Raw genomic sequence first — 12,855 nt, 5'->3', positions numbered from 1 at the left:
GTAGGACAGCCGGCCGCCTATGCCTTTTCCTTGGTGACCGCCGCCTGCTTCAGCCGGCCGATCGCTTCCTTCACCGCCGGGTCGAGGCCGGCGCCGCCAGCATCGTGATGCGCATAGATCGTCTTGAGCATCCGCGGGTCCCAGAACTTCTTGATGTGCTCGGCGACGCCGGCGACCTCTTTCTCCTGGCCCTGGCTCTGGAAGAACTTGCCGATCTGGTTGGCCATGTAGACGAGGCGCTCGGAGGGGTTATGCGACATAGGTGTTGTCCGTCTGTGTTGATCGCGCGCCGGTCTCGGCGCTCGCGACGATCCGGTCGGGATGGGTGAAGATTTCGAAGCCGTCGTTGCGGGCCACCGCAATCAGTGTGATCCCCGCGGACTCGGCCATGCGGATGGCGAGCGCGGTCGGTGCTGACACTGCGACCAGAACGGGGGCGCCCATAGCCGCGGCCTTCTGCACCAGCTCGACGGAGACGCGGCTCGTCATGAGCACGATGCCTTCGGTCGCAACGCTTCGCGCCTGCGCGAGGTGGCCGGCGAGCTTGTCGAGCGCATTGTGGCGGCCGACATCCTCGCGGAGCGCAACGATGCCGCGCGCCGGCGTCCAGAACGCCGCGGCGTGCACGGCGCGGGTCTCGCGATTGAGCTTCTGCAGCGGCTCGATCGCGGCGAGCGCGGTCATGACGTCGCGCGGCGCGAAGCGCCGGCCCGCGGGCACGCGCGCCACCGGCCGCACCGCTTCCGCGATGGAGTCGATGCCGCATAGTCCGCAGCCCGTGGGACCGGCGAGGCTGCGCCGGCGCTCTGCCATGCGGGCAGCAAGCTCCGGCGGCAGCCACATCCTGAGCTCGATGCCGTCGGTGAGCTCGACGACATCGAGCGAGATGATGTCGTCGCGGCTGGCGATGATGCCCTCGTTGAGGCTGAAGCCGATGGCGAAGTCGGTGAGATCCTGCGGGGTCGCCATCATGACGGCCTGGGTGCCGCCATTGTAGGTCAGCGCGACCGCGGTCTCCTCCGGCACGCGGCGGTGGCCCTCGGTGAGGGCTCCGCCGCGCCAGACCAGACGATCCGCGATGCGCACTGCATCGGTCATGCTACTCCGCCGCCTCCACGATCGGGGCGATGCGACGCGAGTTGCGGGCCTGCTCGTCATAGGCCTTCTGCCAGTCCGACGGTCCGTTGGACTGCGACACCTGCACCGCCGTGACCTTGTACTCCGGACAGTTGGTCGCCCAGTCCGAATAGTCCGTCGTGATGACGTTGGCCTGGGTCAGCGGGTGGTGGAAGGTGGTGTAGACCACCCCCGGCGCCACGCGCTCGGAGATCAGCGCATGCAGCGTGGTCTCGCCGGCGCGGCTGGTCAGCCGCACCCAGTCGCCGTCGCGGATGCCGCGCTGCTCGGCGTCGTGCGGATGGATCTCCAGTACGTCCTCGCCATGCCACACCACGTTGTCGGTGCGCCTTGTCTGGGCGCCGACATTGTACTGCGACAGGATGCGGCCGGTGGTCAGCAGCAGCGGGAAGCGCGGGCCGGTGCGCTCGTCGGTCGCGACATACTCGGTGACCACGAACTTGCCCTTGCCGCGGACGAAGCCGTCGACATGCATGATCGGCGAGCCCTCGGGGAACTTCTCGTTGCAGGGCCACTGCACCGAGCCCATCTCCTCGAGCTTCTGGTAGGAAACGCCGGCAAAGGTCGGCGTCAGCGCCGCGATCTCGTCCATGATCTCGGACGGATGGTTGTACTTCATCTCGAAGCCCATCGCCTTGGCGAGACCGATCGTGACCTCCCAATCGGCGAGGCCGTTGCGCGGGCTCATCACCTTGCGCACGCGCTGGATGCGGCGCTCGGCGTTGGTGAAGGTGCCGTCCTTCTCCAGGAAGGTCGAGCCGGGCAGGAACACGTGGGCGTAGTTGGCGGTCTCGTTCAGGAACAGGTCCTGGACGATGACGCATTCCATCGACGACAGCGCCTGCACCACATGCGTGGTGTTGGGATCCGACTGCAGGATGTCCTCGCCCTGCACGTAGAGGCCCATGAAGGTGCCTTCGATCGCGGAGTCGAACATGTTCGGGATGCGCAGGCCCGGCTCAGGGTTGAGCTTGACGTTCCACATCGCCTCGAACTGGTCGCGCACGGCGTCGCCCGAGATGTGCCGGTAGCCCGGCAGCTCGTGCGGGAACGAGCCCATGTCGCACGAGCCCTGCACGTTGTTCTGGCCACGCAGCGGGTTCACACCGACGCCGCGGCGGCCGATATTGCCGGTCGCCATCGCGAGGTTGGCGATCGCGATCACCGTGGTCGAGCCCTGGCTGTGCTCGGTCACGCCGAGGCCGTAATAGATCGCGCCGTTGCCGCCCTTGGCGTAGAGCCGGGCCGCGCCGCGGATCGCTTCCGGGTCCACGCCGGAAATGCTGGCGATCGCCTCGGGGCTGTTCTTCTCGAGCGCGACGAACTCGGCCCAGTCCTGGAACTCGCTCCAGTCGCAGCGCTCGCGCACGAAGGTCTCGTTGACGAGGCCTTCGGTGACGATGACATGCGCCAGCGCGGTCAGGATGGCGACGTTGGTGCCGGGCAGCAGTGGCAGATGATAGTCCGCCTTGATGTGCGCCGACTTCACGAGGTCGATCTTGCGCGGATCGACGACGATCAGCTTGGCGCCCTGGCGCAGCCGCTTCTTCATGCGCGAGCCGAACACCGGATGCGCATCGGTCGGGTTGGCGCCGATCACCATGATGACGTCGCTGTCCTCGACCGAGTCGAAGTCCTGCGTGCCGGCGGAGGTGCCGAAGGTGGTGGCAAGGCCGTAGCCGGTCGGCGAGTGGCAGACGCGGGCGCAGGTGTCGACATTGTTGTTGCCGAAGCCGGCGCGGATCAGCTTTTGCACCAGATAGGTCTCTTCGTTGGTGCAGCGGGACGAGGTGATGCCGCCGATCGAGTCGCGGCCATGCTTCGCCTGGATGCCGCGCAGCTTGTCGGCTGCGAACTTGAAGGCCTCGTCATAGGAGACCTCGCGCCAGGGCTGGTCGATGGTCTCGCGGATCATCGGCTTGAGGATGCGCTCCTTGTGGGTCGCATAGCCATAGGCGAAGCGGCCCTTGACGCAGGAATGGCCGCGATTGGCCTTGCCGTCCTTGTAGGGCATCATGCGCACGACTTCTTCGCCGCGCATCTCGGCCTTGAAGGTGCAGCCGACGCCGCAATAGGCGCAGGTGGTGACGGCGGAATGCTCGGGCTGGCCGATCTCGATCACGCTCTTCTCGGTCAGGGTCGCGGTCGGGCAGGCCTGCACGCAGGCGCCGCAGGACACGCATTCCGAGCCGAGGAAGCTCTCGCTCATGCCCGGCGACACCCGGCTGTCGAAGCCGCGGCCGGAGATGGTCAGCGCGAACGTGCCTTGCACTTCCTCGCAGGCGCGGACGCAGCGCGAGCAGACGATGCACTTGGAGGGATCGTAGGTGAAATAGGGGTTCGACTCGTCCTTCGGCAGCCAGGCCGGATTGGCCTCGCCGCAGGCGTCGGCGAACACGTGGTTCTCACCCTGGTTGCCGTAACGGACGTCGCGCAGGCCGACCGCGCCGGCCATGTCCTGCAGCTCGCAATCGCCATTCGCGGCGCAGGTCAGACAGTCGAGCGGATGGTCGGAGATGTAGAGCTCCATCACGCCCTTGCGCAGCTTCTTCAGCCGCTCGGTCTGGGTGTGGACGACGAGGCCCGCGGCCACCGGTGTGGTGCAGGAGGCCGGGGTGCCGGCACGGCCTTCGACCTCGACGAGGCAGAGGCGGCAGGAGCCGAACGCATCGACCATGTCGGTCGCGCACAGCTTCGGGATCTGCGTGCCGGCCTCCATGGCCGCGCGCATGATCGAGGTGCCTTCGGGAACGGTGATGCTCTGACCGTCGATGGTGAGCGTGACCATCGTCTCGGACTTGGAGCGGGGCGTGCCGTAATCGGTTTCGTGGATGAGCGACATGGTCGGTGTCCTTTCCCGATAGCCTATTCCGCGGCCTGCAGGCGCGGCTGCTGGGGTCCGAAATCTTCGCGGAAGTGCCTGAGCGCTGATAGCACAGGGTAGGGCGTGAAGCCGCCAAGTGCGCACAGCGAGCCGAGCTTCATAGTGCCGCAGAGGTCCTCGACCAGAGCGATATTCTCGGCGACGCGCTCGCCGCGGCGGATCTTGTCGATGGTCTCGGCGCCGCGGGTCGAGCCGATGCGGCACGGCGTGCACTTGCCGCAGGATTCGATGGCGCAGAACTCCATCGCGAAGCGTGCCTGCTTCGACATGTCGACGGTGTCGTCGAACACGACGATGCCGCCATGGCCGATCAGGCCGTCCTTGGCCGCGAACGCCTCGTAGTCGAACGGCGTGTCGAACAGCGCACGCGGGAAGTAGGCGCCGAGCGGCCCGCCGACCTGCACCGCGCGGACAGGGCGGCCAGTGAGGGTGCCGCCGCCGACGTCGTCGACGAGTTCGCCCAGCGTGATGCCGAACGCGGTCTCGAACAGGCCGCCGAACTTGACGTTGCCGGCGATCTGGATCGGCATCGTGCCGCGCGAGCGCCCCATGCCGAAATCGGCATAGGCCTTGGCGCCTTCATTGAGGATGAAGGGGATCGCGGCGAACGATAGCAGGTTGTTGACCACGGTCGGCTTGCCGAACAGGCCATGATGGGCGGGCAGCGGCGGCTTGGCGCGAACCAGCCCGCGCTTGCCTTCGAGGCTTTCCATCAGCGCGGTCTCTTCGCCGCAAACATAGGCGCCGGCGCCGGTGCGCACCTCGAGATCAAAGGTGTGGTTGGAGCCGGCGATCTTGTCGCCGAGCAGGCCGGCCTTCCGGGCGATGTCGATCGCCTTGGTCATGGTGGCGATCGCGTGCGGATATTCGGAGCGCGTGTAGATGTAGCCCTTGGTGGCGCCCACCGCGATGCCGCAGATGGTCATGCCTTCGATCAGCACGAAGGGATCGCCTTCCATCAGCATACGGTCGGCGAAGGTGCCGCTGTCGCCCTCGTCGGCATTGCAGATGACGTATTTGCGGTCGGCCGCCGTCTGCGCCACCGTCTTCCACTTGATGCCGGTCGGGAAGCCGGCGCCGCCGCGGCCGCGCAGGCCCGACGTCGTGACCTCGGCGATCACCGCATCCGGCGACAGCGTCAGCGCGCGCGTGAGACCCTTGTAGCCGCCATGGGCGCGGTAGTCCTCGAGTGACAGCGGGTCGACGATGCCGCAGCGGGCGAAGGTGAGGCGGGTCTGCCGCTTCAGCCACGGGATCTCCTCGGTCAGGCCGAGCGAAAGCTTGTGCGACTTGTCGGCGATGATCGCATCCAGCAGCGACGGCACGTCCTCAGCGGTCACGGGACCAAAGCCGAAGCGGCCCTGCGCCGTCTCCAGTTCGACCAGCGGCTCCAGCCAATACAACCCACGCGAGCCGTTGCGGACGATCTCGATGTCGACATTGCGCTCCAGCGCCGCCTTGTGCAGCGCCTGCGCGACCTCATCGGCGCCGACAGCGAGCGCGCCGGCATCACACGGGACAAAAAGACGCACGCTCATCGCTGGGCCTCCGAGACGAGAGCATCGATCCGGGCTTCGTCGAGCCGGCCGACCAGGCGTCCATCGAGCATGGCCGACGGCGCGGTTGCGCACAGCCCGAGACAGTAGATCGGCTCGAGCGTGACGCGCTCGTCAGCCGTGGTGTTGCCGAGGGCGACGCCGAGCTTGGCCTCGGCGCGCGCCGCGAGCGCATCACCGCCGGCTGCCTGGCAGGCTTCGGCGCGGCACAGCTTCAGCACGTGACGACCGGCCTTCTTGGCGCGGAAATCATGGTAGAACGTGAACACGCCGTAAACCTCGGCGCGCGACAGGTTCAGGGCGGACGCGATCATCGGAATGGCATCCTCCGGCACGTAGCCGAACGTCTCCTGCAACGCATGGAGGATGGGCAAGGTTGCGCCCTCCATGCTGCTATGTTCGGCGATGATCTCGGCGCCGCGCGCCGCGTCCCAACTTTCGTACACCGGCGTCATCCTGATCCCGATTCTGCGTTGCAAGCGTTTCGCACATCCAAATTGGAATTGCTCGAGATATCAATAAAGCAGTCCCGTGCTGCGATAGCGAAACGCAATCGAGAGATAGCTAGAAGTTGACGAAAAACAGGCGTTCGCGCGACAGGGCTGCGGCGTGTTTTACCATGTCGGCGCCCCCCTCGTCGTGATAGGGTTTCACCATGGCTGGCAACGCCGAAAACGTGCGGAACCGGGCCGTTCAACCGCTGGAAGGCCGACCTCTTGATCGACAAGCTCGAACTGCTGCTGGCGTTGGCCAAGGAGCGTCATTTTGGCCGGGCGGCGGAGGCGTGCGGCGTCACCCAGCCGACCATGTCGACCAGCATCAAGCAGCTGGAGGAGATCCTTGGCGTGATGCTGGTGCAGCGGGGATCGCGGTTCCAGGGGTTCACGCCCGAAGGCGAGCGAACGCTGGACTGGGCGCGCCGGATCGTCGGCGACTTCCGGGCGATGCGCCAGGAGATCAACGGCCTCAAGGACAAGCTGTCGGGCGAGATCCGCATCGCGGCGGTGCCGACCGTGCTCGGCATGGTGGCCTCGCTGACGACGCCGTTCCGCGCCAAGCATCCGGAGGTCCGGTTCCGCATCATGTCGTGCACGTCGGCCGACGTGCTCGGCCTCTTGGAGAATCTCGAGGTCGATGCCGGCCTGACCTACATCGAGAACGAGCCGATCGGCCGTGTCAGAACCATCCCGCTCTACAACGAAAGCTACCGCCTGCTGACCGCGCCCGACGCGATGTTCGGCGATCGCGAGCAGGTGACTTGGCAGGAGGTCGGGCAGGTGCCGCTGTGCCTGCTGACGCCGGACATGCAGAACCGCCGCATCATCGATCGCGCGCTGCGCGCCGCCGGTAACGACGTCACGCCAACGCTCACCTCGAACTCGCTGCTCGTGCTCTACACCCATGTGAAGACCGGCCGCTGGGCCAGTGTCATGCCGGCCAAGCTTGCCGAGACGCTCGGCCTCGCCGACAAGGTGCGCTCGATCCCGATCATCGATCCCGTGATCAACTACCAGATCGGCCTCGTCATCCCGCAGCGTGACCCGATGACGCCGCTGATCGCAGCCCTGGTGCAGGTCGCGCGCGAGGTCGCACCGAGCCTGCAGGCGTGAGGCGCATGTCCGGCAGCTGAGTTGCCGCTGACGCCGTGTCTCACCACCGGCGGTGAACAATGGCCTGGATTGCGCTCACCATGACGGCGCAAATTGCCTCCTCTCGTCATTGCGAGCGCAACGAGGCAATCAGGTTGCTGCCGTGGCGACGGTCGGCGTCGTCACCGACCTCGCTGGCGTCATCGGCAGACTTCGGGCTCTTATGCGGTTGGGGAACCCTGACCTTGCGCGTGGCGCGTGGTCTTCAGCTCATAATGCGCGGCATGGCTGTCATAGCGGCTGAGCAGCTTCCGCGCCGCGGGCGGCACCACCGCCGTGTCATGCGCCGGACCCGCAAATCGAACCACCGCCGCCTGATCGACGAAGGTCATGATCGTCACGAATTCGACCTCGGCCTCCAGCGGTCTGCGCAGCAGCTCGATGCCTAGAAATCCTTCGATTGCCTGATCCACAATGGCCGGAAAGATTGTCGACCTCAGCAGCTCCTCATAGGCGTCGGCATCCGCCGCCCTGGTCCAGCCGCGCCATATACGCTTCAGCATCTGATCGTCCTCCGTCGTGACGATGTTCACCCGAGAACTCGCACAGGCCGGTGGCAGTGCACTTGGTCAAAATTGCGCTTTCTGCGACCGACGTGTCAGACAGCCACCATCGTTCCGGGGCAAGACCTATAGGCCTTGAACCCGAAATCCGCCGTCCCGAACCATATGGAGTTCCAGCTTCCATCGTCAGCGAGGCCGCTTCGCGCCCTCCCATTGACGCCCCCCGAATTGAGGGTGATCGTGGCGTGGCAGGACTAATAGCCCGCAAACCTCTCCCGCATCACTTTCTCCTCTTGCCGGATGCGCAAGACGAGCGGCACGGCATAGATGGTCATGCCGACCACGAGCGTGACATAGGCGTGCAGCGTCAGGGCGTAGCCGATCAGCTCGGGCAGGATGTTGAGGAAGTAGTTGGGATGGCGGACCATCCGGAACAGCGGATGCGTCACCAGCGCATGGTCCCGCGCGATCATCAGCTTGACGGTCCAAAACCGGCCGAGCAGCCGTGACACCACGAACAGCATCACCGCACCGAACAGATAGATCACGAACCCCGTGATGCTGACGGCGTCGACCGGGGCGTCGCGGACAAGGCCCTCGGTCGTCGCGGCGAGGTAGAAGGCGACATGGGCGATCGCAAGCCAGCGCGAAACCGATTCTCCGTATTCGGTCGCGCCGTTGGCGCGCAGCCGCTTCTCGTTGCGGATCGAGACGGCGAGCATGGCGAAACGATAGGCAAAGGCGGCGACAATGAAGGCGATGATCACGCTCGGCACTCCAGATTTCGGAGCGATTGCCTTAGTTGCCGATGCGCAGGTGCGTCAATACCACATTCTGCTAATGTTGCTTACTAAGTGCGAGGCCGATGTCAGCGCACGCGGCGAAAAGGGCAGCTGATTGCAGACCTTGGGCGTCATGTACCGCAAGAGGTTGCTGGGACGACAGCGGTCTTTGTCGATGCAGCCGTGCAGGACGACGTTTTTGTAGCTGGCGTAGGGTGGGCAAAGAGCCGCCCGCAGGGCGGCGCGTGCCCACCGTCTGCGTCGCGAACATCGGTGAGCACGGCGCGCGAGAGAGCACAGCTCAACGCGCGTCTCGCGGGCGCGCCTTTGCCCACCCTACGGCACCACGCACGCAACTCATGCCGCGACGGAGATGCTCGCTGTTGCCTTATGGGCGTCGCGGGGCAGCGTGACGCGGACCACGGTGCCGAACTCCAGCCGCGAGCGCAGCCGCATCGAGCCGCCGTGCAGCTGGGCCAGCGAGCGGGCGATCGCGAGCCCCAGGCCGGAGCCGTGATAGGTCTTGGTCATCTGGCTCTCGACCTGCTCGAACGGTCGGCCGAGCCGCGCCAGCGACTGGGCGGGGATGCCGATGCCGGTGTCGGCGATGATGAGCACGACCTTGTCCTCGAACACGCGGCTGCGCATCGTGACCCGGCCGCCTTCGGGGGTGAACTTCACCGCGTTGGACAGCAGGTTGACCATGATCTGCTTGGTGGCGCGGCGGTCGGCGACGACGGGGATGCTGCCTCCGATGTCGGCGTCGAGCACCAGGCTCTTGTCCTGGGCGCGGCCGGAGACGACGCGCAGGGATTCGGCCAGCGTCTTGGCGAGGTCCAGCGGCTCCATGTCGAGCTTCATGCGGCCGGCCTCGATCTTCGACATGTCGAGGATGTCGTTGATCACTTCGAGCAGATACTGACCAGAGGTCAGGATGTCGTGGCAGTACTCCTGATACTTCTCCGAGCCGAGCGAGCCGAACATGCCGCTGCCCATGATCTCGGAGAAGCCGATGATGGCGTTGAGCGGCGTGCGCAGCTCATGGCTCATATTGGCGAGGAATTTCGACTTGGTCTGGTTGGCTTCCTCGGCCCGGGTCTTCTCCTGCGAGTACTTCTCGGCGAGGTCGGCGAGCTCGATCGCCTGGCGCTCCAGCGCGCTCTGCGAGCGCTGCAGGTCGATCACGGTGGCGCGCAGCCGCAGGTCGTTGTCGACGAGCTTCTGCTCGTGCTCCTTGATGCGGGTGATGTCGGTGCCGACCGAGACGTAGCCGCCGTCCTTGGTGCGGCGCTCGGAGATGTGCAGCCAACTGCCGTCGTCGAGCTGGGCCTCGAAGGTGCGCCCGCCCGGCGCCTGCTGGCTGTGGTCGTGCAGCCGGGTGCGGATCTCCGGCATCTTGCCGACCTCGATGACGGTCTCGTAGGAGGTGCCGGGGATCACGGCGGAGTCCGGCAGCTTGTGCAGCTTCTGGAAATGCGAGTTGCACAGCACGAGCCGGTTGTTGGCGTCCCACAGCACGAAGGCTTCCGAGATCGTCTCGATCGCGTCCCGCAGGCGGAGGTCGGCCTCGACGGTCTTCTCGACCAGGCTCTTCTGCTCGGTGACGTCGACCGCGATGCCGATCAGGTGCAGGCCGGAGTCGGAGGTGCCCTGGCTGAGCTCGCAACGGACCCGGAGCCAGATCCAGTGGCCCTCGGTGTGGCGCATCCGGAAGCTCTGGTCGATCTGGTGGATGCCGCCGGCGACGAGCTGGTCGGCGATCGCGAACAGGTCGATGTCGTCCGAGTTCACCAGCGCGTTGACCTCGCCGAAGGTGAGGAGGTCGGTGCGGTTTTCGAGGCCGAGCATCGCGAACATCGAGTTCGACCAGAAGATGCGCCCGCGCGACAGGTCCCAGTCCCACAGCCCGCAGCGGCCGCGGTTGAGCGCGGTGTCGATGCGGCCACGCACCGCGTCGTTGATCAGGTCGCCTTCGCGGGCGCGGGTCGACTGCCAGTGGAAGGCGAAGCCCAGGATCAGAACGACAAAGCCCGTCGTCGCCGACAAGGTCACCGAGAGCGCGGCGTCCGAGCCCCAGATCGGCTCAAGCTTCTCCTGGATCACGACGACGCGGCCGGGCAGCGCCTTGATCAACTGCGACACCGCGAAGGCCGGACGGCCGTTCGGTAAGGTGATCTCGGTGACCGCGCCCTGCAGGCCGGGCGTGGCCAAGAGCTGCGCGGTCGAGATCAGATCGAGGATGCGGTCGTTCTCGCCGAGCGCTGCGTCGACCGGAACCCGGGCCAGGATGCGGTGGTCGGCGCCGGTGACGATCACGTGGCGTCCGGCCGCCGCTCCCCAGGCGGGGATCAGGTCGGGCAGCAGGCTCTGCAGATGCTCGATGTGGGCGATGCGGTCCGGGCGCATCGCCAGATGACCGATGCGGTCGGCGAGCAGGTCGGAGATCGCGGCCAGGTCGCGCTTGGTCGCGCCGCGCTTCTGACGGCTCTGGTCGAGCACCTGGACGAAGGCGCCGAGACAGATGGTGACGAGAAAGGCGATGATCAAAGTAGGGACAGCACGACGCAATACCGGCTCAGCAGTCAGCAGTCTTTGATAGGCCGGTTTCGCGATCGATTGCGCCAACCCTTTGATGGAATCAGAAGATTGGACGCACGCGTTCGCGGCATGCGCACGCGCCATGCTGTAGACCCCCGAAACTTCTTGGATACCCGAATTTCGAAAGAGCTCCAGCCGCTTCCGAATCAAGTTGATTTGAATCCAGATTTGTCGGGCTGTCGAGAGTCAACGATTTGGCAAAAGCTAATAAATCTTATCCAATGCGGAATTGCCATGGCGAAAAGCCGGCAGAGTGAGTCCGAAGCGGGAACGCAGCATGACTTTCATGCTTCAGCCGTGCGGCGGCTCGGCGTGACTGATGACGCGCTTGACGCTCGGGAAGGCGCGACGCACCCCGCGCTCGATGTGGTCGACATTGTCGTGCACCTTCAGCACGCTCATCGACGGCGCGGCGCGGCAGTGGAAGTTGACGATCTCGCCAGCCTCGGTGTTGCGGACGCGGACATTGTGCACGTCGTACATGTCGGTCTCGGCGGCGAGGCGCTGCAGGGCCTCGGCGATCTCGGCGATCCGCTGCGCTGGCGCATCGACGCCGAATGGCAGCTCGGGCTCGAGCGGCTCGATATGGGTGTCGACCTCGACGTCGGCGCCGAATTCGGCGCGGATGCTGCGTTCCAGCTCGTGCGCGATCGCATGCGCTCCGAACAGGCTCATGTCGCCGTCGACCTCGAGGTCGATCGCGACGATCAGGCGGCCACCGACGTCATGGACGGTGACGTGATGGATCGCGAGGCCGGAATTGCGCGCGATCACCATGATGCGCTCGCGCACGCTCTCGTTGCTGAGCGCGACCGGCACCGTCGTGAAGGTGACGTCGGCGCCGGACAGGCTGGCATCGACTGCGGCCTGCGCATCGCGCTTGATCTCGTGCACGCGGTCGATCGGGTAGGTGCGCGGCACCTGCACCGTGGCGTCGACGAAATGCGTCGCGCCGACGAGCCGGACCCGTAGCCGCTCGACATCGACGACGCCATTGATCGAACGGATCGCGGCGCGCGCCTTCTCGGCCGCACCCTCTGGCGCGCGGTCGAGCAGTGTTTCTACGGTGGAGCGCGCCAGCCGCAGGCCGAGCACGGAGATCATCAGGGCGACCGCGACCGCGGCGGCGGAATCCCCCCACCAGAACCCGAGCGCGGTGAGGACGAGGCCGGCGATGACGGCGATCGAGCCGAGCACGTCGGAGGCGAAATGCAGCGCGTCGGCGGCGAGCGCCTGGCTGTGGGTCTCGTGCGCGGCGCGGTGCAGCGCGCGGGCGCGCCAGAAGTTGACGGCGATGTCGACCAGCAGCACCACGAACGGAATCGCCGACAGCGACGGCGGCGCCGCCGCCTCGCGCAGCCGGCTGACGGATTCCACCAGCACGCCGCCGGCCAGCACGTAGAGCAGGGCGATGACGCCGAGCGCCGACAGGCTCTCCAGCTTGCCGTGGCCGTAATGATGCTCGTCGTCGGCCGGCCGGTCCGATACCCGAACCACCATCCAGGTGATTACGGTGGCGACGACGTCGACGGCGCTGTGCAGTGCCTCGGAGACGAGCGCGAGACTGCCGATCAGGATGCCGACGATGAACTTCGCCGCGGCCATGCTGGCGCTCGCCGCGATCGAGATCGCGGCGACACGGGTTTTCCCGGAATCGATATGGGAGGCGGCGTCTCTCATGGCGGCGGATGTAGCAGCCGAGGCCGCACCATGAAAGCCAGGATCGCGCGGTCCATGGGCGTGGAC

12 protein-coding genes are annotated in these 12,855 nt (G+C 66.2%); 3 read left to right on the top strand and 9 right to left on the bottom strand.

The genetic code is table 11. The features are described 5' to 3' along the window. Positions 1 to 17: 17 nt before the first annotated feature. The 5 genes from QW868_RS11835 to QW868_RS11815 are packed head-to-tail and all read right to left on the bottom strand — an operon-like array spanning position 18 to position 6,032. The gene (locus tag QW868_RS11835) at positions 18 to 260 is read right to left on the bottom strand and encodes a formate dehydrogenase subunit delta (protein WP_315739826.1); all 243 of its coding nucleotides are present in this window, start codon (positions 258 to 260) and stop codon (positions 18 to 20) included. Next, entirely contained in the window at positions 250 to 1,098 is an 849-nt protein-coding gene (gene fdhD / locus QW868_RS11830) for a formate dehydrogenase accessory sulfurtransferase FdhD (RefSeq protein WP_316230630.1), read from the bottom strand. The genes QW868_RS11835 and fdhD overlap by 11 nt, the downstream gene beginning before the upstream one ends. A gap of 1 nt (position 1,099) precedes the next feature. Then, positions 1,100 to 3,979, bottom strand: a complete 2,880-nt coding sequence (gene fdhF, locus QW868_RS11825) for a formate dehydrogenase subunit alpha (protein ID WP_315812603.1) — start codon at positions 3,977 to 3,979, stop codon at positions 1,100 to 1,102. A 23-nt stretch (positions 3,980 to 4,002) separates the two neighbouring features. Continuing rightward, a complete protein-coding gene (locus QW868_RS11820; RefSeq protein WP_315785187.1) occupies positions 4,003 to 5,559 on the bottom strand; it encodes an NADH-quinone oxidoreductase subunit NuoF in 1,557 nt (518 codons plus the stop codon). Continuing rightward, positions 5,556 to 6,032, bottom strand: a complete 477-nt coding sequence (locus QW868_RS11815; RefSeq protein ID WP_315739931.1) for a formate dehydrogenase subunit gamma — start codon at positions 6,030 to 6,032, stop codon at positions 5,556 to 5,558. The genes QW868_RS11820 and QW868_RS11815 overlap by 4 nt, the downstream gene beginning before the upstream one ends. Positions 6,033 to 6,293: 261 nt before the next feature. Here QW868_RS11815 and QW868_RS11810 point away from each other — a divergent pair, with 261 nt between their 5' ends. Next, positions 6,294 to 7,187: a LysR family transcriptional regulator gene (locus tag QW868_RS11810; RefSeq protein ID WP_315739822.1), complete on the top strand. Its 894-nt coding sequence runs from the start codon at positions 6,294 to 6,296 to the stop codon at positions 7,185 to 7,187. A 200-nt stretch (positions 7,188 to 7,387) separates the two neighbouring features. Here the strand turns inward: QW868_RS11810 and QW868_RS11805 are convergent, their stop codons facing one another. Beyond that, positions 7,388 to 7,729: an antibiotic biosynthesis monooxygenase gene (locus QW868_RS11805; protein ID WP_315777644.1), complete on the bottom strand. Its 342-nt coding sequence runs from the start codon at positions 7,727 to 7,729 to the stop codon at positions 7,388 to 7,390. A gap of 254 nt (positions 7,730 to 7,983) precedes the next feature. Next, on the bottom strand, positions 7,984 to 8,496 hold the full coding sequence (locus tag QW868_RS11800) for an isoprenylcysteine carboxyl methyltransferase family protein (RefSeq protein WP_315777581.1): 513 nt from the start codon (positions 8,494 to 8,496) through the stop codon (positions 7,984 to 7,986). On the opposite strand from QW868_RS11800, the gene QW868_RS11795 reads away from it, so the two are divergent. After that, a complete protein-coding gene (locus QW868_RS11795) occupies positions 8,480 to 8,626 on the top strand; it encodes a hypothetical protein (protein WP_315739820.1) in 147 nt (48 codons plus the stop codon). The genes QW868_RS11800 and QW868_RS11795 overlap by 17 nt on opposite strands. A gap of 242 nt (positions 8,627 to 8,868) precedes the next feature. Here QW868_RS11795 and QW868_RS11790 read toward each other — a convergent pair whose 3' ends face one another. Together QW868_RS11790 and QW868_RS11785 are read right to left on the bottom strand one after the other, a co-directional pair. Further along, entirely contained in the window at positions 8,869 to 11,193 is a 2,325-nt protein-coding gene (locus QW868_RS11790) for a PAS domain-containing sensor histidine kinase (protein ID WP_315739819.1), read from the bottom strand. 207 nt (positions 11,194 to 11,400) lie between these two features. Beyond that, complete coding sequence (locus tag QW868_RS11785; RefSeq protein ID WP_315739818.1) at positions 11,401 to 12,714, bottom strand: cation diffusion facilitator family transporter; 1,314 nt, start codon at positions 12,712 to 12,714, stop codon at positions 11,401 to 11,403. Between QW868_RS11785 and QW868_RS11780 the strand changes: the two genes are divergently transcribed. Beyond that, entirely contained in the window at positions 12,695 to 12,823 is a 129-nt protein-coding gene (locus QW868_RS11780) for a hypothetical protein (RefSeq protein WP_315739817.1), read from the top strand. The genes QW868_RS11785 and QW868_RS11780 overlap by 20 nt on opposite strands. The last annotated feature ends 32 nt before the right edge of the window (positions 12,824 to 12,855 follow it).

This window comes from Bradyrhizobium sp. SZCCHNR1051 (genome assembly GCF_032489615.1).
Lineage (GTDB): Bacteria > Pseudomonadota > Alphaproteobacteria > Rhizobiales > Xanthobacteraceae > Bradyrhizobium.
Note: the sequence above shows the minus strand (reverse complement) of the source record. Positions and strands in the feature narration are given on the sequence as shown.